At 70.8% G+C, this 25,072-nt stretch carries 24 protein-coding genes; 5 read left to right on the top strand and 19 right to left on the bottom strand.

Annotated features, from left to right (window positions below; translation table 11 throughout):
• Positions 1 to 51: 51 nt before the first annotated feature.
• The 15 genes from HNR57_RS12525 to HNR57_RS12450 form a co-directional block, all read right to left on the bottom strand.
• Positions 52 to 2,385 carry a hypothetical protein gene (locus HNR57_RS12525; RefSeq protein ID WP_184559800.1) on the bottom strand — a complete coding sequence of 778 codons (2,334 nt, stop codon included), beginning with the start codon at positions 2,383 to 2,385 and terminating at the stop codon, positions 52 to 54.
• A gap of 345 nt (positions 2,386 to 2,730) precedes the next feature.
• Complete coding sequence (locus tag HNR57_RS12520) at positions 2,731 to 3,387, bottom strand: OmpA family protein (RefSeq protein WP_184559798.1); 657 nt, start codon at positions 3,385 to 3,387, stop codon at positions 2,731 to 2,733.
• A gap of 8 nt (positions 3,388 to 3,395) precedes the next feature.
• Positions 3,396 to 3,977, bottom strand: a complete 582-nt coding sequence (locus HNR57_RS12515) for a hypothetical protein (protein ID WP_184559796.1) — start codon at positions 3,975 to 3,977, stop codon at positions 3,396 to 3,398.
• A gap of 16 nt (positions 3,978 to 3,993) precedes the next feature.
• The gene (locus tag HNR57_RS12510) at positions 3,994 to 4,617 is read right to left on the bottom strand and encodes a pilus assembly protein TadG-related protein (RefSeq protein ID WP_184559794.1); all 624 of its coding nucleotides are present in this window, start codon (positions 4,615 to 4,617) and stop codon (positions 3,994 to 3,996) included.
• A complete protein-coding gene (locus HNR57_RS12505) occupies positions 4,614 to 4,847 on the bottom strand; it encodes a hypothetical protein (protein WP_184559792.1) in 234 nt (77 codons plus the stop codon). The genes HNR57_RS12510 and HNR57_RS12505 overlap by 4 nt, the downstream gene beginning before the upstream one ends.
• A gap of 145 nt (positions 4,848 to 4,992) precedes the next feature.
• A complete protein-coding gene (locus HNR57_RS12500) occupies positions 4,993 to 5,943 on the bottom strand; it encodes a response regulator transcription factor (RefSeq protein ID WP_184559790.1) in 951 nt (316 codons plus the stop codon).
• A gap of 26 nt (positions 5,944 to 5,969) precedes the next feature.
• Positions 5,970 to 7,670: a sensor histidine kinase gene (locus tag HNR57_RS12495; protein ID WP_246554475.1), complete on the bottom strand. Its 1,701-nt coding sequence runs from the start codon at positions 7,668 to 7,670 to the stop codon at positions 5,970 to 5,972.
• Positions 7,671 to 7,686: 16 nt separating this feature from the next.
• Positions 7,687 to 8,574 carry a DUF5936 domain-containing protein gene (locus tag HNR57_RS12485; RefSeq protein WP_184559787.1) on the bottom strand — a complete coding sequence of 296 codons (888 nt, stop codon included), beginning with the start codon at positions 8,572 to 8,574 and terminating at the stop codon, positions 7,687 to 7,689.
• Between the two features lie 16 nt (positions 8,575 to 8,590).
• On the bottom strand, positions 8,591 to 9,535 hold the full coding sequence (locus HNR57_RS12480; RefSeq protein WP_184559785.1) for a type II secretion system F family protein: 945 nt from the start codon (positions 9,533 to 9,535) through the stop codon (positions 8,591 to 8,593).
• Between the two features lie 9 nt (positions 9,536 to 9,544).
• The gene (locus HNR57_RS12475) at positions 9,545 to 10,882 is read right to left on the bottom strand and encodes a TadA family conjugal transfer-associated ATPase (RefSeq protein ID WP_031106653.1); all 1,338 of its coding nucleotides are present in this window, start codon (positions 10,880 to 10,882) and stop codon (positions 9,545 to 9,547) included.
• A gap of 25 nt (positions 10,883 to 10,907) precedes the next feature.
• Positions 10,908 to 11,264 (bottom strand): TadE/TadG family type IV pilus assembly protein, encoded by a 357-nt coding sequence (locus HNR57_RS12470; protein WP_184559783.1) that lies wholly within the window; start codon positions 11,262 to 11,264, stop codon positions 10,908 to 10,910.
• A gap of 1 nt (position 11,265) precedes the next feature.
• Complete coding sequence (locus tag HNR57_RS12465) at positions 11,266 to 11,667, bottom strand: pilus assembly protein (RefSeq protein ID WP_184559781.1); 402 nt, start codon at positions 11,665 to 11,667, stop codon at positions 11,266 to 11,268.
• On the bottom strand, positions 11,664 to 12,896 hold the full coding sequence (locus tag HNR57_RS12460) for a CpaE/TadZ family protein (RefSeq protein WP_184559779.1): 1,233 nt from the start codon (positions 12,894 to 12,896) through the stop codon (positions 11,664 to 11,666). Before HNR57_RS12460 ends, HNR57_RS12465 begins: the two co-directional genes overlap by 4 nt.
• 9 nt (positions 12,897 to 12,905) lie before the next feature.
• Entirely contained in the window at positions 12,906 to 13,613 is a 708-nt protein-coding gene (cpaB, locus tag HNR57_RS12455) for a Flp pilus assembly protein CpaB (RefSeq protein ID WP_184559776.1), read from the bottom strand.
• Positions 13,614 to 13,683: 70 nt separating this feature from the next.
• Positions 13,684 to 14,517, bottom strand: a complete 834-nt coding sequence (locus tag HNR57_RS12450) for a hypothetical protein (protein ID WP_184560395.1) — start codon at positions 14,515 to 14,517, stop codon at positions 13,684 to 13,686.
• 384 nt (positions 14,518 to 14,901) lie between these two features.
• Between HNR57_RS12450 and HNR57_RS12445 the strand changes: the two genes are divergently transcribed.
• Genes HNR57_RS12445 through HNR57_RS12425 form a run of 5 tightly spaced genes read left to right on the top strand, consistent with a single transcriptional unit; the run spans position 14,902 to position 19,585 of the window.
• Positions 14,902 to 16,461: a hypothetical protein gene (locus tag HNR57_RS12445; protein ID WP_184559774.1), complete on the top strand. Its 1,560-nt coding sequence runs from the start codon at positions 14,902 to 14,904 to the stop codon at positions 16,459 to 16,461.
• 20 nt (positions 16,462 to 16,481) lie between these two features.
• Positions 16,482 to 17,042, top strand: a complete 561-nt coding sequence (locus HNR57_RS12440) for a hypothetical protein (protein ID WP_184559772.1) — start codon at positions 16,482 to 16,484, stop codon at positions 17,040 to 17,042.
• Positions 17,043 to 17,044: 2 nt separating this feature from the next.
• Positions 17,045 to 17,479, top strand: coding sequence for a DUF3592 domain-containing protein (locus HNR57_RS12435; protein ID WP_184559770.1), 435 nt, complete (start codon positions 17,045 to 17,047; stop codon positions 17,477 to 17,479).
• A complete protein-coding gene (locus HNR57_RS12430) occupies positions 17,476 to 17,865 on the top strand; it encodes a hypothetical protein (protein WP_184559768.1) in 390 nt (129 codons plus the stop codon). The genes HNR57_RS12435 and HNR57_RS12430 overlap by 4 nt, the downstream gene beginning before the upstream one ends.
• Before the next feature lie 31 nt (positions 17,866 to 17,896).
• Positions 17,897 to 19,585 carry a chitinase gene (locus HNR57_RS12425; protein WP_184559766.1) on the top strand — a complete coding sequence of 563 codons (1,689 nt, stop codon included), beginning with the start codon at positions 17,897 to 17,899 and terminating at the stop codon, positions 19,583 to 19,585.
• Between the two features lie 18 nt (positions 19,586 to 19,603).
• On the opposite strand, the gene HNR57_RS12420 is transcribed toward HNR57_RS12425, so the two are convergent.
• From HNR57_RS12420 to HNR57_RS12405, 4 genes are all read right to left on the bottom strand, one after another.
• Complete coding sequence (locus tag HNR57_RS12420) at positions 19,604 to 20,917, bottom strand: Nramp family divalent metal transporter (protein WP_184559764.1); 1,314 nt, start codon at positions 20,915 to 20,917, stop codon at positions 19,604 to 19,606.
• A gap of 102 nt (positions 20,918 to 21,019) precedes the next feature.
• Positions 21,020 to 21,502 carry an ATP-binding protein gene (locus HNR57_RS12415; RefSeq protein ID WP_246554474.1) on the bottom strand — a complete coding sequence of 161 codons (483 nt, stop codon included), beginning with the start codon at positions 21,500 to 21,502 and terminating at the stop codon, positions 21,020 to 21,022.
• Positions 21,503 to 21,584: 82 nt separating this feature from the next.
• Complete coding sequence (locus HNR57_RS12410; protein WP_184559762.1) at positions 21,585 to 22,484, bottom strand: anti-sigma factor RsbA family regulatory protein; 900 nt, start codon at positions 22,482 to 22,484, stop codon at positions 21,585 to 21,587.
• Positions 22,485 to 22,520: 36 nt separating this feature from the next.
• On the bottom strand, positions 22,521 to 25,013 hold the full coding sequence (locus HNR57_RS12405) for an ATP-binding protein (protein ID WP_184559760.1): 2,493 nt from the start codon (positions 25,011 to 25,013) through the stop codon (positions 22,521 to 22,523).
• Positions 25,014 to 25,072: the final 59 nt, after the last annotated feature.

The raw sequence follows: 25,072 nt of genomic DNA, 5'->3' as shown, positions 1-25,072 counted from the left end.
TGACGGATTCTGAGCCGTCACCCTCCTTCTCGTCTTCCCCCCGGCCTGCTGTCATTCCAGACCCAGGTACTCCAACGCCCCCTTGGGGTTGTCGTTCAACCGATTCCAGTCGATTTCCTCACCGCGGCTGTACTTCGCCTCCAGGGCCCGCTGCATGTCTCCCAGCTGCTCGGCCGTGAAGCTCGCATCACCGATACGAGCGTCGACTCCCTTCTCGTTCATGAGCTGGGCAGGAGAGATCTTCTGACCCTTGATGGGCCGGAAAACCTCAGTCCACTTGTCGGGCTTCTCGATCTCAACTCGAGTCGTCCTGCCAGGGTTCGCCTTCTTCCACTCGGAGAGTGTGTTGATCTTCCCGACGAATTCCGGCTGACGCGTCGGGTTCACCGTGTTCTTCACTTCGACGAGGTGCACCCTGCCGTCCCGCCCCTTGTACAGCACATCGGCGTCCGGCACGTTCGACACATCCACGGATTCTCCGGGCGCGACCTCGACCTGGCGTCGGTTGTGTTCCGAGCCGACCGCGGTGTGCACGGTGCTGTCGGGTGCCGCGTCCTCCGAGGCGCGCCGCACACCCCGCACCTCGGCAAGCATCTCCTCGAGCCTGCTGGCGGTACGCGCGTTGGTCACTTCGGAGCCGAGCTTGCTCGCGCCCGCCCGGTCGACGTTTGTGCGTCGTGCGAGATCAGTGAGCTCGTCGAGCGCGGCCGCCGCCTGGTCCTTGCCGATCTCCTTCTTGCCAGGGTTCTTCTTGGCGTTCCTGACGAAGTCGTCAATGTTGCGCTCGTCAATACTGAGCTTGCCCAGCCTGATGGCTGCCTTCGCCGCCTCCGCCTGGGCTTCCAGCGCCAGTTGCTGTGCCTCGTCCGCCTTCTCCCGGGCATCCTGGGCCCCCTCCTTGGCCTCCTCGTCGCAGCCGCCCTCGGCGAGGATGACGTACGGGGAGCCGGACGGGCCGGCGGCGAGGATCGTGGTGCCTGTGCCGGAGGATCCGGTGAGGAGACCAGGGGCGGTTTCGGCTGGGCTGTCGCCGTACGGGATCCGGCGAGCCGGCGCGGCGATGGTGCAGCCCGACTCGCGGGCCTGCTTCTCTGCCGCGTCCGCCGCCTCGTCGGCATCCTTCGCCGCCTTCCGAGCGCCCTCGGCATCGCCCGCCTCGGCGGCCTTGCGGGCCTTCCCCGCCGCGTCCGCCGCCTTGTCGAGGGATTCACCGACCTCGGCCAGCTCGTTGAACTTGGTGAATTTCGTGATGGTCTTCGGGCTGAAGATGCCGACGACGTTGACCACGGTGTTGCCGATGGAGGCGCCGTAGTTGCCCTTCTCCCAGTTCTCCTTGTCGACGAACGTGTCGATCGCCAGGTCGGACACGAAGTCCTCGGGCGAGTTGACCCAGCCCCATACGGAGGAGACGTAGTTTCCCTTGTCCCACTCCTCGCCCAGCTCGTCGGCCTTTTCACCCCACCAGTTCGTGGTGTAGCCCTTCAGGCCGTTCCAGGTGTCCTTGATCGAGCCGACCGGGTCGCTGACGACGTCCATGGTGTCGGCCAGGAAGCTCTTGGCCGGGGCCACGAAGAAGCCCCGGACATGGTCCATGAACGTCCTGTCGTGGCGCTCCTGGTCATGTACGTCGTCCCAGAGCGACCTTTCGTCGAAGGGCCCCGGAGCGAGGGGAACCGTGTCGTTCGTCCCGGCGCCCTCATAGGTGATGATCCGAGTCGACCACGCGGGACCACCGCCGCTGCCGCCCGTACCGTCGCCGGCACCGGTGTCCCCCTGGCCACCTGCACCACTCTGAGTGCCCGAGTCACCTTCGGCACCCGCCTCGCCATCCGCGCCCGGACCACCGTCTGCCCTTGCGCCGCCGTCCGGGTCCGCGCCATTGCCGCCGTCGGTGCCGGCGGATGAATCATCATGCCGCGCACCGTCGTTGTCCCCGGCCGCACCCGTCTCCGTACCATCGCCCTGCGGAGGGGGGCAGGCCGTGCCCGTCACCGAGCAGACCGCCGACTGGATGCCGTCGGCGATACGCCCGCCGAGGCCGCCCAACGACAGCGCGACGATGATCGCCGCGACCACCGCGATGAGCCCCGCGTACTCCACCGCGGTCTGGCCCTCGTCGCGTCGCCAGCGGATCATTCTCCCCAGGCTGAATGCCCGCCGCTCCTCCCTGTCCTGGGGAGCGCTCTCGAACCACTCACGCGACCGGGCCCGGCGCAACAGCACGATGACCGCCACCGGCATCGCCGCCTGCGTGATGCCCCGCAGGTCACCGTGCAACAGCGTGCCGAACGACAGCCACACGATCCACGCCTGTACGGCGATCAGTGCGCGGCTCGTCCACACCCCGCCCCGCCACAGGCGCCGGGCCAGGTAGATCCCGGCCACGCTGGGCAGCGAGTCGTACGCCAGGATCCCGAAGATCTCCCCGGAGTGGTACGTCGCCACCGACAGCACGGTGACCACGTAGAGCACTGTCAGCGCGAACTGCACCCACAGCAGTACCTGCGCCCAGCCCAGTTCTCTCGGCAACGGTGAATGCCGGTCCCAGGACGGACTGTTCTGTGCACCCCCCATCCCGAGCGGGGGTATCCGGTCACCGGCAGGGGGCATGCGCGACCTCAGCTCAGCTCGATATGCGGCCGTTCAAAACGGATACCGAGCCGAGGCTAAGGAACGTCGATCACTCAGGCATGGGCCCGTGGCCCCAAACCTGGGCCCACCTTCGGTGGCTCAACTTTCTGTGCGCGGGAAGGAAACCTCGACCCGGCGGTTCTTCTTGCGGCCCGTTTCCGAGGAGTTGTCGGCGATCGGGTACTGCTCGCCGTAGCCGCGGACCTCGTAGGTGACGTTGGAGTCGGTCAGTTCCTGGTCCAGGACGTTCTGGACGGCGTCTGCCCGTTTCCTGGACAGGACATCTCCGTGGGCGGAGGAGCCGAGGTTGTCCGTGAAGCCGAAGACGCGGATCTTCGTCGCGTTCTGCGTCTTGATCTCCTCGGCGATGGCGGAGATCCGGGCCTTCGCCTCGGCGCCGAGTTTCGCGCTGTCCTTGCCGAAGAGGACCTCGGCCTGGAGGGCGAACTTGACGTCGGCGTTGGTGTCTTCGCGTCGTTCGTCGCCGCTCTGGTCTTCGACGACCTGTTTGATGTCGAGGACCTTGGGTTCGGCGAGGGTGCCGCCTTCGGGGAGCTTCAGGTCGGGGTCGTTGGCATCGACTTCGACGGGGGCGGAGGCGGAGGCCTCGGTACCGGGCGGGACGCCGGGGGTTTCGTCGGCGTGGGCCGAGACGGCGCCGTAGATGTTCGTGGCGACCATGAGGCCTGCGGCGGTGAGGACGAGGGCGAGGCGTGGAGTCGCCGGTCGGGTTCGGGTGCGTGTGCGGGTCGTCATGGCCTGCCTCACCCGGAGATCTTGATGGTGCCGCTGGAGAACGTCGGGAGTTGCAGGGCGACGTCAGCGGTGCCGGCCGGCGGAGCGGGGAACTGCATGAACACGGGGAGCTCCTGCCCGCCCTCAAGGGTGGTGAGACCCGTAGTGGTCAGAGGACGCCCGTCGGTGTCGCGCAGTACGTAGTAGCGCTTCTTCCCCTTGGAGTCCACGAGAGTGGCACCGCCCAGCGACTGACCGTGCTTGATGACCTCGGTCTCGTCGCCGCTCGTCTGAGCTGGGATGGCCACCGACTCCGCTCCGTCGTTCTTCAGGCTGCCGCTCACCGTGACGAAGCCTCCGGCGTCGCGCTGGGCGGAAGTGACTCGCAGGAGAAGTCCATCAGTCCCCTTGAGCTCGGCCAGCGGCGTATCCGCCTGACCTTCCTGAGCACTCGGTTGGGATCCACTGTCCTTGGGCGCGGATGCCGACGGGGACGACTTGTCATCGCCACCGCTACCGCCGCCACAGCCGGCCACACCGAGGGCCAGTCCGGCCGCAACGGTCAGCGCGACCATTCCCCTGCCAGCCTTCGCAGTGAACCTGATGCTCATCTCTCTGCTTCCTTCATCACTCGTCGTTCGCTAGTGGGTCGGCCAGGTGGACGTCGAAGAGGTCCTCGGGTTCCGGCAGCACATCGAGATCGTCCGGGTCCAGCTCCCAGTTGACGCCGTCGTCGCAGACGAGCTTGGGCAGTATGTCGGGACCGGCATCCTCGGCCGGCGGATCGAAGTCGCAGCGCGGCTCGATAACGGCCGTGGCGGACGCGTCGGACTTGTGCTTCTCACTGCCGGGCACGATGGACTCGCCGACGGACTTGTTCGTCTCGACGACGACTTCGAAGCTCAGGGGACCCCCGGGCGATCCGCACTCTTTCACCTGGGCGTCGTTCTGCGCGGCGAGTTCATATGCGCGCCAGCACGAAGGGGTAACGCCCTCGGCGACGCCTTCGAAGATGGCCCGCCATTTGGCAGGGTTCAACACGTCTTTCACCCAAGCGTCGGCGAGTTGGTCCCGCCTGTCCTGCGCGGCCGCGAGAGCCGCCGCGTCGGCAGCCGTCTGGGCGCCGTTCCTGTTCGCCGCGGCCTGGCCGACCGCGAAGTACGCGAACGCGAGAAAGAGCAGGCCCCCCACCACGGTGATGTAGATGGGGAAAGCCTGCCCTGCGTCGCCGTACCGGCTGGGTCGCGTCAAGGAGCGACCTTGGCGATCTGCGCCTGAATCTTGGTGAGGATCGTCTGACCGATGTTCGTCCCGGTGATCGCCAGCACAATCGCCACCACCACCGCGATGATGCCCAGGTACTCGACCGCCGTCTGCCCCTTGTCGCCGGCGCGGCGGCGCATCGCCTCGGCCGTCGTGTTCTTCCAGCCGTTCACGCGGACCTTGGTCGCGACGGCGGTCTTCAGCATCAGGTCGCTCATGGTGTTCCCCTCCGATTGCGGCTGTGTCGCCTTCGACACGAGGAACGTACGGCGCGACGGGCTGTCCGTCAGAGGGCCCGTGGGCCCAATCCCGGACCCAATCGCACGGGCCCAACCGGTTCTCCCCCCATACCGTCACCGGACGTCACCCCAGCCCTCGGTGTGTGTCCGGTGCCGTGCCGATCCATTTCGCGGCGGCCTCGGAGCGGCTCGTGCTGTGGAGCTTGGCGAAGATGCGGTTGATGTGGTTCTTGACGGTCTTCTCGCTGATGAAGCACGTGGCGGCGATCTGCTGGTTGTTCATGCCGGACGCGATGAGGTCCATGATCTCCGCCTCCCTCGTGCTCAGTTGGAACCGCGACCTGTCGGGAGCGGCCGGACGGCCACTCGTCCACCCAGACGAAGACTGTCCCACATGCGGTTGCACTTGCGAAAGGTTTTCCGGAGAAGTGGGTGCGGGTGAAGCAGTCGATGGACTGAACGGCGCTGATGGCACGGCAGGTTGACTTTGTGTATACGACTGGACGGAAGTGGGAATTCCGTATGCAGTCGCACTTGACGTCCGGCCCAGACCCTCCGGCAGGGGCGGCGTCGATGCCCGGTCCTGGCGGAGTTGGGCCAGCAGGGCACCCGCCGCCGTGGGGGTGAAGTGGGCCCTGCCCTCCTTGATGTCCCGTACGGCGTCGACCAACTGGTCGGCCGTGAACTCGCCGTGGACCAGGTAACCGCCCGCTCCCCGGCGCAGGGCCTCCTGGACGATCTCCGACTCCCTGCTGTAGGTCAGCATCACCACGGGAGCGATCTGCACCAGGTACGGGAGCGCCGAGATGCCGTCCACTCCGGGCATGCGGACGTCGAGGAGGACGACGTCCGGGCGGTGCTGGTGGGCGGCCTCGTAGGCCTGGCGGCCGTCGGCGGCCTCCGCCACGACCTCGATGTCCGGGCGGCCTGAGAGCAGTGCGGTGAGGCCGGCGCGGACCACCGGGTTGTCGTCCGCCACGACGACCCGGAGGCGGTGGGTCGGTGGTGCGGCGAAGGGGTTCTGTGGGGGCGGCGGCTGGGTTGCGCCGGGGTGTGGAGTGGTGGGGTCCGGCATGGGGGCCTCCTCTCGGGTCGTGGGGGTCAGGCGGTGGGTGTCGTCAGGGCGGCCAGGGGGAGTTCCAGGCGGACCTCCGTGCCCTGGGGGTGGCCGCCGCGGCCGATGCGGATGCGGGCGCCCACCGAGGCGGCGCGTTCGACCATGCCGACCAGGCCGAAGTGGCCCGCGCGGCGCAGTTGTTCGAGGGTGGTGCCGGGCGGGAGGCCGCGGCCGTCGTCGTGGACGCTGATGCGGAGCAGGTCGCCGTGGACCCCCGCGCTGACATCGACGCGGGTGGGGTGGGCGTGGCGGTGGGCGTTCTCCATGGCTTCCGAGGCGATCGTGAGAAGCTGGCGCGCCACCGCCGGTGGGACGGGGGGCACGGCGTGGGCGCCGGTGGGGCGGTAGACCGCCGTCAGGCCGGTGCGGGAGCTGAAGTCGCGGGTGCGGGCGGCGAGTTCCACCAGGACGTCCGTGGCCTGGTCGGGGTCCGATTCGCGGCGCAGGTCGGCCAGGAGCTCGCGGGATTCGGCGGCGGCGCGGCGGGCCGAGCGGGCGACCAGTGCCGCCTGCTGTCGCACCAGGGCCGGGTCCATCCGGTCGGCGTTCGCCGAGGTGGTCAGGCCGTCCGCGGCCAGGGCCACGCCGTGCAGGGTCTTGGCGACGGAATCGTGCATCTCGCGGGCCAGCCGGGCGCGTTCGGCGCTGACCGCCTCCGTCACGGCGAGACGGGCCTGGACGGTGGTGAGGGCCTGGGTGGCCGCGCCGAAGCGGAGCATGAGGCTGCGGAGGCTGGAGCCGACGGCACCGGCGATGACGCACAGGCCGGGCAGGATGGCGGACTCGGTGATGCCGGGGGCCGGGTCCTCCTGTGCCGCGTGGATGAGGAGCAGGAGGAGCGCCTGGAGCGATGCGAAGACCGCTGCCCCGCGCCAGCCGTAGACCAGGCCTGCCAGGAGGGGGGTGCAGACGCTGACGTAGGCGAGGGTGCTGTCGGGGCCGGCCGCGATGAGGAGCAGGGCGCCGAAGAGGGTGTCCGCAGCGAGGAGGGAGGGGTGGCGCAGGAGGAGGGGACCGAAGCGCTCCCAGTCCCTGAAGAGGACGTAGGAGGTCATGAACGTGACGACCACGGCCGCGCCGACGAGCCGGGTGGGGAGGCCGTCGTTGGCGTTGACGAGGGCGGTGGGGGTGGCGAGGGCGATCATGGCCAGGCGAAAGCCGAAGACCTGTCGGCACATGGCCTGCAGGGCGTTGACCTGGATGTCGATCGCGGGGTTCGCGGCGACGGCCGGGCCTGCGGCGGGGATCGGGGCTTCGAACGGACCGCTCGTGCGGCCGTCGTCTTCGGGCGCGGCCGGCTCCTGTGGGAGCGCGGCGTCGGGGGAGGCAGAGCGACCGTGCGCATGTGCCTGTGCATGTCCCTGTGGACCGTGTGCCGTCGGCATCGCCCCCTGGGCAGGGGCATCCACCGCCGCCACCCGGGGCAACGCCCCTTCCCGACGTCCGCCCCCCTTGATCCGCAGCGTCGGCTCACCGCCGATCGCGGCCTCCCACCCGGGTGGCAGCGCGGGCGTCACGGACGTCACCGGTACGTCCGGCGCGCCCGTGCGGACGTGTGCCGGCAGCACCGTCCCCGCGGGAGGTGTCGTGATCTCCGGTGTCCGCTCGGCGCGGCGACGGCGACGCCCCAGCAGCCCGGTCCGCAGCCCGGTCCGCTCCCCGGTCCGTTCCCCTGTCATCGACATGACGTCGCCCCCTCCCCTACTTGCCCGTCACCGAGCCGAAGTCCGTGCCCGAGCCGAGGATCAGGCCCGCGCCGAGCAGGAGCATCGTGGCGGGGACCATGAAGGTCGTGATCATCATCGTGGCCTTGGGGACGGCCCGGGCCGCCTTGCGGCGGGCGTTCTGCGCGTCCGTACGGCGCATGTCCTTGGCGAGGGACACCAGCGTGTCGACGATCGGCGCGCCCAGTTCCTCACCCTGCTGCAGCGCCGTCACGAACATCGCCACCTGCTCGGAGTCGTTGCGGCGGCGCAGTTCCGCGAAGGCCTGGCGGCGGCTCATGCCGAGGTCCATCTGGCGCAGGGTGATGCGCAGTTCGTCCGCCCAGGGGCCCTCGTACCGGGACGAGACCCGGTCCAGCGCCTGGCGGAATCCGAGGCCCGCGCTCACCACGACCGCGAGGACGTCGAGGAAGTCCGGGAGGGTCCGTTCGATGACGTCCTTGCGGATGCGGATCGCCGACCAGATGCCGACCTCCGTCCAGAACGCGCCGAAGGCCAGCAGGAGCAGGGCGACCAGCAGCTGGCCCCGCATGAGGAAGACCAGGAAGCCCACGGCTCCCAGGAAGCCGTAGACCGCCCGGCGCGCGGCGTACCTGTCGATCGTCAGGCCGCCGGGGTTGCCCGCGAGGTCGATCTTGCGGCGGTATTTCGCCACCTGTTTCGGGCCCATCAGGCGCAGCACGGCGGGCGCGTAGCGCATGCCCATGCGGTCGATGAGCGAGTCGACCGCGCCGGTGCGGGTGGAGCCGACCTCCAGGGCCAGTGCGAGGTCGCCGGGCAGTTTGGCCTCCGCGCGGTACATGCGGATGCCGGCGAAGACGCCCCAGACGCTTAGGCCCATCAGCAGGGCGAGAAGCAGTCCCATGGTTGCCTCCTGGCTCTCAGACGTCGATGCGGGACAGGCGGCGGATGAGGACGAAGCCGACGGCGTAGAGAGCGAAGGCGATGATGACCGCCGCCTGGCCGAAGGGGGAGCCGGTCATGCGGTCCAGGGCGCCGTCCTTCACCCCGTTCATCAGGAACAGGGAACCGACGCCCAGGACCGGGACGGCGTACGACGTCATGGTGACCTGGGAGAGCTGGGTGCGGACCTCGCGCCGGGTCTCCTTGCGTTCCTCCAGCGTCTCCGTCAGGTTGCGCAGCGCGCTGACGACCTGGCCGCCGGCCCGGTTCGACAGGACCAGGGTGGTGACGAGGACGACCAGTTCGCGGGAGGGGAGGCGGTCGGCCATCTCGCCCAGCGCGTCGTCCATCGAGGCGCCGACGGCCAGCTGGGCGGAGACCTTGCCGAGCTCCTCGCCCGCCGGGGCCTCCATCTCCTCCGCCGCCATCCCGATCGCCGTACGCAGGGCCAGACCCGCCTGGGTCGCGTTGGCCAGGATCCGGGCCATCTCGGGGAGCTGGTTGATGAACTTCTCGATGCGCTTCTGGCGTTGCCAGTTGAGGAACTGGACCGCCACCCCGATGCCCAGGAGGCCCGCCAACGGCCCGAAGAACGGGGCCAGGGCCGCCTGGCCGATCAGCCACAGGCTCGCGACCGTGGCGAGCATGTAGACGAAGAACTCACCCGGGGTGATGTCCAGGCCGGTCGCCGCGAGCCGCAGTTCCAGCTTCTTGCCGAGCCTGGTGCGCCGCAGACGGCGGTCGATCCCGCGGAAGTTGCGGCGCCGGCCGCCCTCCGGGACCTGGCCGGTGGCGGACAGGCGGTCGACCAGGGCCTGCCGCTGTGCCTTGCCCGTGGCGTAGGAGTGCAGGCCGACGACCACCAGGACGCAGGTCAGCAGCGTGACGCCGGTGGTGAGCGTGATGAGCGATTGCAGTTCCATCGGTCGGTCCTACCTGGCTTCTCGGGTGGCTAGCTGGTCCGCGGACCGGGCGATGCCGAACGCCTGCGGGAGGGGTTGGTTCGCCATGTAGAGGCGGTCGGCGGTACGGCGTGGGAGGGGGTAGTACTCGAAGGCGCCGTGGATACGGCCGTCGGAGCTCATCGGCTGTGCGTTGAAGCGGGCGACCGTGACCAGCCGGTAGGGGTCGCTGCCGTGGCTGTCCATCAGCGCGATCTCGGTGATGCGGCGGGCGCCGTCCGCGAACCGGGTCAGCTGCACGATGACGTCGACCGCGCTGTTGATCTGGTCGTGCAGCGCCACGAAGGGGATCTCCACGTCCGACATGGAGGCCAGGGTCTGCAGCCGCATCAGCGCGTCCTCGGCGCTGTTGGCGTGGACGGTGGCCAGCGAGCCGTCGTGGCCCGTCGACATCGCCTGGAGCATGTCGAGGGACTCGCCGCCACGGACCTCACCGACGACGATCCGGTCGGGGCGCATGCGCAGGGAGTTGCGGACGAGGTCGCGGATGCTGATCTGGCCCTTGCCTTCGACGTTCGCCGGGCGCGACTCCAGGCGGATGACGTGGGCCTGTTGGAGCTGGAGTTCGGCGGAGTCCTCGATGGTGATGATGCGTTCGCCGTCGGGGATGAGCCCGGAGAGCGCGTTGAGCAGGGTCGTCTTTCCCGTGCCCGTCGCGCCCGAGACGATGACGTTGAACTTCGCCTGCACCAGGCCCGCCAGCAGGTACAGCATGTGCTCGTCGAGCGAGCCGAGTCCGATCAGCTCCTGGAGCGTGAAGGAGCGCGGGAAGCGGCGGATGGTGAGGGTGGCGCCGGTCAGGGACAGCGGCGGGATGATGACGTTGACGCGCTCCCCGGAGGGGAGGCGGGCGTCCACCATCGGGTTCGACTCGTCGACGCGGCGGTTGACCGTCGAGACGATCCGCTCGATGGTCTGCATCAGCTGGTCGTTGGAGGCGAAGCGCAACGGCAGCTGCTCGACCCGTCCCCCGCGCTCCACGAAGATCGCGTCCGGGCCGTTGACCATGATCTCGGTGATGGACGCGTCCTCCAGCAGCGGCTCCAGGATGCCGAGGCCCAGCGCCTCGTCGACCACCCTGCGGATCAGCTGCGCGCGCTCCACCGTCGACAGGACCGGGCCCTCACGGCTGATGATGTGCCCGAGCACGCGCTCTAGCCGTGCCCGGCGCTCGGCGGCGGCCAGCGAACTCATCTCCGCGAGGTCGATCTCCTCCAGGAGCTTGGCCCGGTAGGAGGCGACCATGTGGCCGTCCTCGCCCCGGTTGCCGTTCTCCTCGGGGGTGTTGATACGTGCTCGCAGGCTCATGAGTGGGGGGCTCCTAGCTCGTCGCTCAGTGGTCGAGCGGCATCGTCGCGGTCTTGACGGCCGGGTCGAACTTCCAGCCCGGCACGAGGGACGGGATCTGCACGGTGGCCGTGACCGTGACCTCGTCCGCGCCGGTCGACGCCGGGCAGCTGGTGCCGTCGGCCAGCCAACTGCTGACCGCGGCCCGGCAGTCCGCCTCGTGCGGCCTCTCCAGCGACGCACTGCGTGCCCCCGCCCGGGCCGCCGTGCCCGCCTGCTGGGCCGTGTAGGCGATCAGGCCGAGCTGCACCGCCCCCAGGGCGACGATCAGCAGGATCGGCAGGAAGCCGATGTACTCGATGGCGACCTGGCCGCGGTCACGGCCCCTGCGGATACGGGTCATCTCAGTCCGCCTCCTCGACGGCCCCGGCGTGGCCCCGGACCGGGAACGGGAAGGACAGCGTGCCCGGGAAGAGGATCGGGACCTCCAGGCGGACATCGGCCGTGATGAAGCCGGAGCCCGAGCCCCCGCAGGTCACACTTGCGCCGGACCGCCACGCCTCCGACAGGTGCTTGAGCCCGGCCGCCTCGCACGCGCCCTGCCGCGCCCCGGGCTCCGCCGCCGTCGCCTGCCGTACGGCCTCGTCCGCGGCGTTGCCGGCGAGCGTGAAGGTGTAGCCGACGAGGACGATCTGCCACAGCGCGATCAGCGTCACGATGATCGTCGGGGTCATGCCGAGGAACTCGATGGTGACCTGGCCCCGGTCCCGTAAGGCCGACGGCGCGAGAGCGGAGCGCATGCTCATGACTCCCTCCTGCGCCGGAAGCTCACCGGCCCGCGGCCCGCCTTGTGGCCGCCGTCCGCCGCCTTGACCAGTCCCAGCTCCCCCGCCAGTCCCCACAGCGCCTGTTTCACCGAGCTCTTGTTCTCCAGTTCGTGAATCCGGCCCGCGTCCACGACGCTCTGGAGCTCCTTGAAGTTGGCGGGGACGACGGTGGCCGCGACCGCCGTGCCGGTGATCTTCTGGATCAGGGGCGGCTGGATCTCCGTGGCGCGGCTGTGCCGGTTGACGACGACGGTCGTCTCCTCGGCCTTGCGGATCTGCAGCCGGTCCCACATCCGCACGGCCCGTTTGGCGCCCCGTACGGCGACCACGTCCGGGGTGGTGACCAGCAGGGCCCGGTCGGCCATCTCCACGGCCGCCGCGCCGGCGCCGCCGAGCTGGGCGCCGCAGTCGATGACGACGACCTCGTAGCGGGAGCGCAGGGCGCTGACGATCTGCCGGGCGGCGCGGTCGGTGACGTCCTCGCCGCGTTCCCCTTCGGCGGGGGCGAGCAGCAGGGCGAGGCCGGTGTCGTGCCGGAAGACCGCGTCGGCCAGGACGCGCGGGGAGATGTCGGTGATGGCGGCCAGGTCGACGACCGAGCGGCGGAACTGGACGTCCAGGTAGGAGGCGATGTCGCCGGTCTGGAGGTCCATGTCGACCAAGGCGGTGCTGCGGCCGGAGGCCTGGGCGGCCAGGGCCAGCTGGATGGCGGTCAGGGTGGTGCCCGCGCCGCCCTTCGCGCCGCTGACCGTGACGACGGTGCCGCCGACGCCGGTGAACACGTCACCGCCGGCGCCCAGATGGCGTCGTACGCCGACGGACCACTGGGCGACCGCCTGGACGCGGCTGGCGAGTTCCTCGTAGCTGAGCGGGAGGGCGACCAGGCCGCGGGCGCCGTAGTCCATGGCGGCCTGAAAGAGGCCGGGGCTCGCGTCGGAGGTGACGAGGATGACGCCGACGGCCGGGAAGCGCAGGGCGACTTCGCGGATCAGTTCCAGCGCGGGGACGGGGCCGATCCGCTCGTGGACGATCACGACCTCCGGCAGCTCGTCGACCGACTCGGTGGCCAGCCGCGCGAGGGTGTCGATGAGCTGGGTGGAGTCGACCACGGGCGCGACGGGCTCGGCGTCCGGGAGCTGGCTGAGCAGGGTCGTGACGGACCGGACCGCGTCCGTGTCACCGACTGCCGGGAGGATCCTCGTGGGCATGGCAGCCTCTCACTTGTCCTTCGCGAGTTCGTACGTCCGGTCCCGCTCGGGAACGGTGGTGTCGCTGCCGGGCGCGACGAGGGCGAGCCGGACCCGCTTGGCGAACGACTCGGCGTAGGTGATGCGCTGGGCGTCGAGGGCGGACAGCGCGAACGTGATGGGGACGGCGTCGGTGGGCTGCTGGGTGCGGTTGCCCTCGTCGGGCTTGAGCGCGGTCAGTTCGCCGACGTCGAGGACCTTGGCGTTGGTGACGATGATCTTCGACTGGTCGGGGTCGCCCTCCCGCGCGCCCTCGAAGGTGGCGTAGACGTTGACCGAGGCGCCGGGCGTGATCTTGCCGGCCACGCCGGTCGCCGAGTCGATCATGATGGCGACCTCCTGCTGGCCGGGCTGGAGGGCCGGCTGGCGGACGATCATGTCGGACTGGAGCAGGGAGCCCGCGCGCAGCGTGGTCACGGCGATCTTGCCCTGGATCTCCCGCAGATCGGTGACCGCGTTGTCGGACAGCCACCGTTCGGGCATCTTGATCTTCTCGAACTGGCCCGTGCTGAGGGTGGTGTAGGGCGGCACGTCGGAGGTGAGCCGGTAGGCGGTGACCTCGGGGCCGACCTTCGACTTCACGTCACTGATGACGGAGAGCACGCCGGCGAAGGCGCCGAGGGCGCAGACGATCGACAGGAGCAGGAGAATCACGCCGCGGCGCTGACGGGAGTTCATGAACCGGACAACCTCGTTGGGGATATCGGTCGGGCGGGATCGGGACAGTGCTGATGAGCGGTGTCAGGCCTCACCCGACGGCCGTTCGGTTCTCCAGCTGCTTGCGGGGCGGGCTGTCGTGGTCGGGTGGCGTGGCCGAGCAGAACACGCAGCGGTCGCCGATGACGTCGATGCCGCACCAGTGGCACCGGCTGCGCCGCACGGAGGTGACCAGCTGGTAGAGGACGGACAGGTCGGGCAGGTAGCTGCAGAACTCGACGAGCTTGCCGGTGCCCCACCAGCCGGGCGACTCGGCCGGCAGCTGGGTCTCGCGCAGCCCCTGCACCTTCCAGGAGGGGGCGAGGGTGGCGGTGACCCAGTCGGACTGGAGCTGGCCCTTGGCGAGAAGCATCCAGGTGCCGAACTCGGGGCCGGGGAGCCCGGCTTCGGGAGTGATCCGGACGAGGTGCGGTTCGGGGTGGGCCAGGACGCCGAACTGGCTGCCGGGCACCCAGGACTTGGCGTGTGACTTCAGGCCGACGGGGACGCGGTCGAGGCGGGCGACGGAGCCGAGCAGCGCGCCGGCGTGAATGTAGTGGACGAGCAGCCGGCCGGCCGAGGCGAGCACGCCGGGGCTGATGTCGCAGGAGGCGAGCTGCCGTAACTGGCGGGCCAGGACGGCCAGTCCGAGGGGCGGGAGATCCGGCCGGAACAGGGCGATCCGGTCGCTCTCCATGAGGGAGCGCAGGGTGTGCAGCCGTCGCTGCACCGCGGTGGGCGCGGCCTGTGAGCAGACCACGATCACATGGCCGTGGTGCTCGACCAGGGCCTGCATCTCGGCCAGGACCTGCTCCAGCGGGCGTCGTTCGACGTCCCGCAGCACGACGGCGGGCAGGGTGCGGTCGTCGTTCGGTGGCAGCGCCATGTCGGCGCTGGTCACGGCAATGGCAGTTGGCACGCGCAGCTCCCCGTTTCCCCATGCCCGTCGGAACGCCGGGTGTCACTCCGGCGCACCGTGTCGACTTCACTGCGTGACTACCTCAGCACTGTAACCACGGCTCTGTGACCGGAGAACAGCGTTTGTGTACCTGGGGAGCAACTGCCGTTGCACAAGATGCGTCAAAACGGGGCAGGTTGAGCATCTTGCCGGTCGCGGGGGCGGCCTGGGGAGGTCCTGGGCGGTGGGCCCAGCGGGCCCAGTGTTGACGGTGGGCCTTCGTTTGGGCCCTGAGGCCCACGCCTGACGCGGCGTCGCCTTCCTACGCTCGCCGTCCCACAGGCACGTGGACCGGGCGAGGAGGGATGCCGTATGGCGGTCGGGGGCGGCATACGGGCGTACGGGCACAGACGGGTCTTCGACGACCGGGGTGCGACCGGCACCGAATACCTGGGGATGGTCGTCGTCAGCGCGGCGATCGTCCTGGCCGTCTCGGCGACCGGAGTCGGGCAGCTGGTCTACGACAAGATCGCCGCGCAGGTCTGCCGGGTCGCCGGCGGCGGCGACTGCGGGACGGGCGGCACCGGTCAGGGCGAGCCGCTCACCGACGCGGACTTCGAGCCGGCGCTGTGCCAGGTCTCGTCCGTCACCGACAAGGCGGGTTCCAAGGCGAAGGTCTTCTTCTGGGAGATCGGCAAGGAGTACGGCTTCCAGGAGCAGCACCTGAAGGCGAAGACGGACGTCAACGGGGACGGCAAGGTCGACGACAGCGACCAGCTGGTCTATCTGACCTTCACGGACGCCGCGTCCGTCGCAGCGAAGAAGGACTTCAAACCGGGCATGAAGGTGGGCCGGTTCGGCGCCGACAAGGTGGAGCTCGGACTCGGCATCAAGGTCACCAACGGCGACACCTGGGTGTTCCAGAGCCCGGAGGAGGCCCAGCGGTTCCGGGACGACGTGGAGAAGCTCCAGATGTACGAGATGCGGCGTACCATGCCGGGCGGCGCGGAGGCGAGCGTCGGCGACAGCATCCTCTACCTCTTCGGCACGGGCCCCCTCAAGGACGAGGAGGACACCCAGAACCGGATCAAGGCGAACCTCGGCGACAACCGGAAGATCACCTACGGCAAGGTGGGCCTTGAGGCCTCGGCGTCGGCGGGCCTGAAGATCTCGGCGGGCGACGAGAAGAAGCTGAGCGCCGCCCTCGGCGGCACCTTCAAGTACTCCCCCGAGGTCACCTGGACCGACAACTCCTACAAGAACACCAAGTCGTACACGTACTCCTCGTCGATCGAGTACGGCTCCAAGGTGGGCTACGAGGCGGGCCCGCTCAGCGGCGAGTACGCGGCGAACACGACGCAGACCGGCACCATCACGGTCACCTACGACAAGAAGACCGGCAAGCTGGTCCGCGTCGACATGACCCGCACCGTCGAGGAGGGCGGCCAGAAGGACGGCGCCAAGGCGGGCGGCGACAACGGCAAGAAGGACGACGAGAAGCGGGGCGGGAACGCCGGGGTGAAGGGCACCGACTCGCAGACCGGCATCGAGATCGTCACGAACACGCTCACCTTCGACCCCGGCCCGGCCGGTGACCGGGACCGGGCGGTCGCCGAGCGGTGGCTGGACAGCAGCAACGAGCAGGTCGCCACGCCCTTCCAGTACATGTTCTCCGACCACGCGCCGACCTCCCGGCCGGGCGCCGACGACCCCTTCGGGCAGCTGATGTTCGACCAGGGCAAGTCGAGCCGGATGACATACACGGGCGATGTGAACGCGGCCGAGTACGGCTTCGAGTTGAATCTGGGGCTCAGTCTGGGCATGACGATCACCACGGAGAAGAAGTCGGAGACCCTGACCGACGCCCGGTTCCTGGGGGCGCCCCGCGGGGACGGTCGCTCCTATCTTCCCTACAGCTACTGTGCGAACTGACGAGACGGGAGCCCCTGCCGATGAAGACCCGCCGTGCCTGCCTGGCCGCCGCCCTGCTGACGACCGCCGTGGCCCTGACCGGCTGTGGGGGCACAGACTCCGGCGGGGGCTCCGTGCCGGACGGCTGGGGGACGCTGAAGACCAAGGGCGTCGACGTCTCGTACCCCAAGGGCTACGAGGAGCAGAGCGCCGCCGAACGCGGCAAGCACAACGCCGCGGCGGCGGTGCGCACGGAGGGCGGGAAGAAGGTCTCGGTCATCACGGTGCAACTCGGGTTCACCGAGGCGAATTCGGCCGAGCAGGCCGCGATCGCGGCGGAGGCGGGCATCCAGATGGGCGCGAAGGTCGAGGGCCAGAAGGACGTGGAACTGACCGGCACCGACGAGGCGAAGCGGATCGACTTCTCCTTCGAGGCGACCGGCGAGGACGGCGGACCGGCCAAGGGCACCCCGGTCGAGGGTGTGATCCTGGCGGGCCTGGACTCCGCCGACACGGCCTTCGCGATCCGGATCGACGCACAGCGGGGGGCCCTGCCGGACGGGGACCTGGACCGGATCATCGACTCGGTCGAGGTGCACTAGCCGTGGAGGTGCCGGGCGCCGGATACGTCGTCCTCGCGCTGCTCGTCGCGCTGTTCGGCGCGCTGTCGTGGACGTACGCCCGGCGGCTGGTGACGGTGGCGCGGGTGCTGCGGCGCGGTGTCCGGGCGGAGGGCGAGTGCGTCCGGGTGGAGACCGAGCCGTACGACCGCTCCGACGCCCGGCGGCACTTCTTCGCCTTCCGCACGGCCGACGGCGCCCGGGTCGAGTTCGAGGACCTGGCCGGCCGGCCGACGACGGAGGGCAGCGCGGTCACCGTCACCTACGACCCTCGCGATCCCGAGGGCACGGCGACGGTTGCGGGCCGGGGCAGCTGGTCCCCGGTGCTCCAGTCGCTGGCCCTGGCCGCGGGCTGCGGCATGGCCACGGCCGGTTTCGCGATCCTGCTCTTCTTCGAGATCACCGGGGGCAATCGATGACTCTCGTCCGCTGCTGGGCCGTCGGCATCGTGGTGCTGGTCCTCACCGAGTACGTCCAGATGACGTTGATCCACGACCCGTTGGCCGGCCCGGACGGGGTCGGCTCCTTCGGTGCCGCGCTGGCGCTGGTGCACCTGCCGAACCTGGTGTGTGTCGTGCTGGCGACCTGGGCGGCGGCGCGGGTGCATCCGGAGCCGTGGCGGGAGATGCCGGTGCGGCACCTGGCGGCGGCGTGCGCGGTTCCGGCGGCGGCGCAGGTGCTGCTGCTGGCCTTGCGGCCGGACGTGCTGGACCTGGCGGGTGCGGCGTTCTGGATGTCCACGGGCGTGCTGCTGGCGGGATGCGCCGTGGGGCTGCTGCTCGACAGGTTGGTCTGGACCTCTTGACACCGCCTCTGGTCTGGACCATTTTCTTGTCATGTCCAGACACAGACGATCCCTGCGGCTGTGGTCGGGCGCCGTCACGGCTGCCCTGGCCCTCACTGTCACGACCGTCGGCCAGGCGAACGCCGCCGACGTCAACAACGCCAGGAACGCCGGCTTCGAGTCGGGCCTGAGCGACTGGACCTGCTCGGCGGGCAGCGGTGCGACGGTCTCCTCCCCGGTGCGCAGCGGCACGTCCGCGCTGCGGGCGACCCCCGCCGGTCAGGACAACGCCCGGTGTACCCAGACCGTGCGGGTGAAGCCCAACGCGACGTACAGCCTGGGCGCCTGGGTGCGGGGCGGTTACGCCTACCTGGGCGTGACGGGCACCGGCACGACCGACGTGTCCACCTGGACCCCGGACTCCGCCTCCTGGAAGCAGCTGTCGACGACCTTCACCACGGGCGCGTCGACGACCTCGGTGACGGTGTACACGCACGGCTGGTACGGCCAGGCCGCCTACTACGCCGACGACGTGTCGGTGTTCGGCCCCGACGGGGGCGGCGGCACCGACCCGGGCCCCACGGTTCCGGCCGCGCCGAGCGGCCTGCGCGTCTCCGGCACGACGTCCTCGTCGGTGTCGCTCGCCTGGAACACCGTCTCCGGCGCCACGGGTTACACCGTCCATCGCGACGGCACGAAGGTCACGGCGGTCTCCGGCACCTCGGCGACAGTGACGGGACTCGCCGCCTCGACGTCGTACTCCTTCCAGGTCACGGCGACGAACGCGGCCGGTGAGTCGCCGAAGTCGGCGGCGGTCACGGGGACCACGAACAACACGTCCGGCCCCGGCCCCGCCCTCCCCAAGCACGCGGTGACCGGCTACTGGCAGAACTTCGACAACGGCGCGGCCGTCCAGAAGATCTCGGAGGTGCCGGCCCACTACGACATCATCGCGGTGGCCTTCGCGGACGCCACGGGCACGCCGGGCGCGGTGTCGTTCACCCTCGACTCGGCCGGGCTGAACGGTTACACCGTCGACCAGTTCAAGGCCGACGTGAAGGCCAAGCAGGCGGCCGGCAAGAAGGTCGTCATCTCGGTCGGCGGCGAGCGCGGCACGGTCACCGTCAACGATGCGGCATCGGCGACGAACTTCGCCAACAGCCTCTGGTCCGTGATGCAGGAGTACGGCTTCGACGGCGTCGACATCGACCTGGAGAACGGCCTCAACGCCACCTACATGACGCAGGCGCTGCGCGCCCTGTCCGCGAAGGCGGGCCCGTCCCTGATCATCACGATGGCGCCGCAGACCATCGACATGCAGTCGACGTCGAACTCCTACTTCCAGACCGCGCTGAACATCAAGGACATCCTCACCGTCGTCAACATGCAGTACTACAACAGCGGTTCCATGCTCGGCTGCGACGGCAAGGTCTACAGCCAGGGCACGGTCGACTTCCTGACGGCCCTGGCCTGCATCCAGCTGGAGAACGGCCTCGCCCCGTCCCAGGTCGGGCTCGGCCTGCCCGCCTCCACCCGCGCGGCAGGGGGCGGCTACGTGTCGCCGACCGTGGTCAACAACGCCCTGGACTGCCTCACCAAGGCCACCAACTGCGGCAGCTTCAAGCCGCCGCGGACCTACCCGGCCCTGCGGGGCGCGATGACCTGGTCGACCAACTGGGACGCCACGTCCGGCAACGCGTGGTCCAACGCCGTGGGACCGCACGTGGACGCGCTGCCGTAACCGGTGTCCCGGCGCCTCCTAGAAGAACTCCCCCCACGGCTGGTCCCAGATCTGCTTCACACACAGGATCAGGAAGAGCAGCCCCGCAACGGCGAGCATCACGTTGCTCACCGGGCCGTTGCGCCACTCGCGGGGCGTGCGGGGGGAGTTCAGGAGCCAGATGAGCGTGCCGGCGAGGAAGGGCAGGAAGGCCGCGCCGAGGACGCCGTAGATGATGATCAGGCGGAAGGGCTGGCCCTCGAAGAGCAGGATCATCGGCGGGAAGGTCAGCCAGAGCAGGTAGGCGCGGAACGGCCAGGAACGCTCGCGTGTGCCCGAGGCGACCTCCTCGCCCTTGGCCTGGCCCCGGCCCGACAAACGGGCCACGAAGTCGGCGAACATCAGGCTCACGCCGTGCCAGACCCCGATCAGCGAGGTGAAGGACGTGGCGAAGAAGCCGATCAGGAAGAACTTCGCCGTGGCCGAGCCGTACTCCTCCTCCAGGATGTCGCCCAGCTGGATCAGGCCCTTGTCGCCGCTCGCGATGGCGACGTTCGCCGAGTGGAGCAGCTCCGCGCCGACGAACAGCATGGCGATGACGAAGATGCCGGTCGTGGCGTAGGCGACGCGGTTGTCCAGCCGCATGACCTTCATCCAGCCGGTGTCGGTCCAGCCCTTGGCGTTGACCCAGTAGCCGTACGCCGCGAGCGTGATCGTGCCGCCCACGCCGCCGATGAGACCCAGCGTGTTGAGGATCGAGTCCTTCTCGTCCGGGAGGACCGGCAGCAGCCCGGCGAAGGCGTCGGGGATGTTCGGCGTGACCCGGATCGCCAGGTACACCGTCACCACGAACATGACGCCCACCAGGACCGTCATGACCTTCTCGAACACCGCGTACTTGTTGAACCAGACGAAGACCAGACCGACCAGACCGCAGGCGATGCCCCACCACTTGAGGTCCATCACGTCGGGGAACAGCGCCTGCAGCGGCAGCGCGCTCGACGACATCGCCGCGGCGCCGTAGACGAAGCCCCAGACCACGACGTAGACCGCGAAGAACCACGTCGTCCAGCGGCCGAGGCTGGCCCAGCCGTCGAACAGGGTGCGGCCCGTGGACAGGTGCCAGCGGCCGGCCGCCTCGGCCAGGGAGATCTTCACCAGGCAGCCGATGATCGCGGCCCACAGCAGCGTGTAGCCGAAGTTGCTGCCCGCGATGAGCGTGGCGACCAGGTCACCGGCGCCGACACCGGTCGCCGCGACGACGATGCCCGGGCCGATGTACTTCCAGCTCGCCTTGCGCATCGGGGGTTGTTGGGGAGCCTGGTCCGTGGTGTTTCCCGTGGTGTCCGCCATGCAGGTCAAGAAAGCCCAAAGGCGCCCGCGGGACAAGAGGGCCTGACCGGATCTTCACGCGATGCCCGTAGGGCACCCTGCCCGGTCAGGCCCGGCGGAGCACTACGGCCGTCGCCGACCACAGCCGTCCGCCCCGCACGTGCCGAGCTCGAACCACACGGTCTTGCCCGGCCCGTCCCGGTGGCAGCCCCAGCGCTGGGCGAGCGCGTCCACCAGGAACATTCCACGGCCGCTCTCCCCGGCGCCCGCGTCCAGGACCCGTGGCACGCGACGCTCGCCGTCGGCGACCTCGCAGCGCAGTACGCCGTGTGCGGCGAAGAGCGTGAGCCGGAAGCGGCTCCCGGCGTGCACCAGGGCGTTGGTGGCCAGTTCACCGACGAGCAGTTCGGCCACGTCCGCGACCTCACCGCGCTCGGCGAGCCCCCATCCCTCCAGCTGCCTGCGGACCTCCGCGCGTGCCTCGCGCACGGCGGAGGGCCGGGGTGCGTACTCGACACGCAGATGGCCTGCTCCCAGGGGCGGTTGCGGGAACGGGCCGTAGCGGGCGTCGGGATCGGGGAGGTGCCGCCCGGAGAGTTGCAGCATGGGGTCCAGGGTGGTCCCCGGGAGCGGCCCGGCGCAGGGGGAGGACTACCTGATCCCCTACCTGCTTGTGCAGGTGGGAGGGCTATGCGTACTGGAGTCGGACCGTCGCTCCGTCGGCGTCGTCGCGGATGTCCACGTAGGCGCAGACCTGACGCGCGTACCACAGCCCCGGGCCCGGTTCCGGGCCGGCGGCCGGTGGGACGAAGCCGGCGAGCGGGTCGTCGAGGCGCCGGGCCGAGCGCAGTTCGCAGACGCAGGCCGGGGCCTCGCCCCACAGCAGGGCCGCACCGCCGAGGGGTGCGAGGGCCGCCGCGGTCTCCGCCACGGCGGCGGCGAACAGCTCGGCGTCGGCGGCGGGCAGTCCCCGGCCCACCGCCCAGCTCTGCACGGCCGCGGCGTGCGGCTCGGCGAGGGGCCGCGCCCCGGCCGGGGGCAACGGCAGCGGCACGGCGTCGAGTTCGGCCGCGAGCCGCAGCGGATCCTGGTAGACCTCGGTGTCGGGGTGGGTACGGCGGGCCGCGGCGATGACGGCGGGCCCGGCGGTGCGGGTGTCGTACGCGCACAGAGCGGTCGTGGCCATGGGAGCGAAGAGGACGTTGGCGAGGGCCTCGTAGCGGATCCACTCGGTGGTCTCGCGGGCCGAGCGGCCGGCCCGGCCGCTCCAGACGGGCTCCATGACGAGGTGCATGCGGCCGCCGGGTCCGGCGTGCGCCCCCAGGTACGCGGCGGCCTGGGCGACGGCGTTGGCGGCGGAGCCGGTGTACCAGTCGGTGTGCGGGATGCAGGTGACGTCCTTCGCGCCGGAGCCGAGGGCGTCCCGCAGGAGGTCCAGGTTGCGCGGGGCGGCGATGGCCACCGGTGGCGGTTCGCCGGAGGCGCCGAGGCCTTCGCCGAGGAAGGGCAGGGCGGCGGCCACGAAGCCGTCGTCGGAGTCGAAGACGGCCATGCGGTGGTCGAACGGGGTGAGTTGTCCGGTGGTCACGTGATCCCCTCGGGTGGGTGGGTGCGGGTGGGGCGGTCAGCGCTGTGCCGTCATCCAGGCCGCGATCTGGCTGCGGTTGCTGAAGCCGAGCTTGCCGAGGATGCGTTCCACATGGCCTTCGGCGGTGCGGCGGGAGATCACCAGGCGGTCGGCGATCTGCTGGTTGGCGAGCCCTTCGGCGACGAGCCGGGCCACTTCGGTCTCGCGGCGGGTCAGCCGGGCCGTGGTGTCCCCGTACGGCGGCGGGTCGGCGGCCTCCGCGCCGGGCGGGCGGCCCGGCTCCTGGAGCGCGTGGCCGGCCAGCTCCCGCAGTCCGAGTGCCCCGCCCCGCCGGTGGGCCCGTTCGAACGCCTCGCGGCCGAGGACCCGGCCCGCCAGCTCCTCGCTGTCCCGGCGTACGGAGTTGAGGGTGTGGGAGCCCCAGCGGCCGGTGTCGATGTCGGCCCAGACGCGGTCGGCGCCGCCCAGCAGCACCGCGGCGTGCTCGGCGGCGCCGCGCTGGGCCGCGATCGACGCGAGCAGGTCGAGGGTGAGGGCGATGCCGATGACGTCGTGGACGGCGAGTTTCAGCCGCAGCGCCTCACGGGCGTGCCGCTGCGCCCGGGGCAGGTCGCCGCGCACGGTGTGGGCGAGGGCGAGCATGCGCAGCACGTAGGAGCGGACCCACTGCTCGCCGTGCCGCTCGCACAGCCGCAGGGCCTGCTCGCAGACCTCGACGGCCCGCTCGGCCTCTCCCAGGAAGCCGAGCGCGCAGGCGAGTTCGACCTGGTCGAGGCCGACGAGACTGAGGTGCTGGCCGGGCACGGGGCCGCGGGCGACGGTGGCCTCGAAGTGCCGCAGCGCTCCGGGCAGGTCGTCGCCGAACAGCCGGATGACGCCGATGACGTACTCGGCGTGCGCGGCCTCGGCGGTGTCGCCGAGGGCGCGGGCGAGGGCGAGGGCGTCGGTGGCGTGGCGGCGGCCCCGGGGGAAGTCCCGGGTGGCGGCGGCCAGCAGGCCGGCGACCCAGAGGCCGCGGGCCCGCTCCCGGGTCGGTTCGGGGGCGGCGGCCAGGGCCCGGTCGAGCCAGTACAGGCCCTCGCGGGAGGCGCCGCAGGCGTGCCAGTGGAACCAGAGCGTGCCGGCGAGGCGCAGCCCGGCGAGGGCCTCTCCGGGGGCGGTGAGGCTGAAGTCGAGGGCGGCGCGCAGATTGTCCTGGTCGGCGCGCAGCAGGGCGGCGGTCTCCGGCTGCCCGGGGCCGAACCAGCCGCGCTCGCACTCCTCGGCCCGCAGCGCCATCCAGTCCCGCTGCCGCCGCCGTGCGGCCTCCTCCTGCCCGGTGCCCCGGCGTAACTGTTCGAGACCGTACTGCCGCAGGGTGTCGAGCAGCCGGTACCGCACGCCGCCGGGCCCGGTCTCACGGCAGAGCACGGACTTGTCCACGAGTCCGGCGACGGCTTCCAGGACGTCGTCCCTGCGCAGGCCGGCGGGCGGGAGCAGGGTGAGGGTGCCGGTGGGGGCCGCCGCGGGCGGGGCGTGTGCACCGGACCCGGCCGTGGGCCGGGCCGGCAGCGCGGGCGGGGCGGCGTGCGGGAGCGCTAGGAGTCGCGCCGCGCCCTCCGGGATCCGGGCGTCGCCGCCCGGGCCGGTGTCCGCGCAGACCGCTTCCGCCGTCTCCAGGTCGAAGCTGCCCGCCAGGACCGACAGCCGGGCCCACACCGTCTGCTCGGGGAGGGTGCACAGGTCGTGGCTCCAGGCGACCGCCGCCCGCAGGGTCTGGTGGCGGGGCAGGGCGGCGGGACTGCCGGTGGTGAGGAAGCGGTAGCGGTCGTCGAGGCGGTCCAGGAGCTGGTCGACGTCGAGAACGCGCATGCGGACGGCGGCGAGTTCGATGGCGAGGGGCAGACCGTCCAGGCGGTGGCACAGCCGGGCGACGGAGGCACGGTTGGCGGGGGTGAGGCGGAAGCCGGGGACGACGGCGGCGGCCCGGTCGGCGAAGAGGGTGAGGGCCGGGTAGCCCTCGGCGGCGGACAGGTCGCCGTCCGGGTCGGGCACCGGCAGCGGCCGTACCTCCAGGAGGTGTTCCTCGGTGAGGCCGAGCCGGTGCCGGCTGGTGGCGAGGATCCGGACGCCCTCGGTGCCGTGCAGCAGGGCCGCGGCGAGCCGGACGCAGGCACCGGCCAGGTGCTCGCAGTTGTCGACGACGAGGAGCAGCCGCCGGTCCCGCACCTGTTCGACGAGGGCGTCCAGGGGCGGTTGGGCGGAGCGGTCGTGGAGGCCCAGGGCGTCGGCGGCGGCGAGCGGGACGAGTGCCGGGTCGTGCAGTCCGGACAGGTGCACGAACCGCACGCCGTCCGGGAAGGCACGCCGCACCCGGGCCGCGATGCGTGCGGCGAGCCGGGTCTTGCCCACGCCGCCCGGTCCGGTCAGCGTCACCAGCCGTGCGCGGGCCAGCAGTTCGCGGCCCTGGGTCAGTTCGCCACGCCGGTCGACGAAGCTGGTCGTCTCGGCCGGCAGGTGGTGGTCCCGTCGTGGCGCTGATCCGCCCATGATCAGCCAGTCCTTCGGGGGGTCCGGGGATCCGGCACTCCGGCTCCCGTTGCGCGGAC

Origin of the sequence: Streptomyces paradoxus, assembly GCF_014202475.1 — a bacterium.
Classification (GTDB): Bacteria; Actinomycetota; Actinomycetes; order Streptomycetales; family Streptomycetaceae; genus Streptomyces; species Streptomyces paradoxus.
This window is presented reverse-complemented; position numbering and strand designations above follow the sequence as displayed.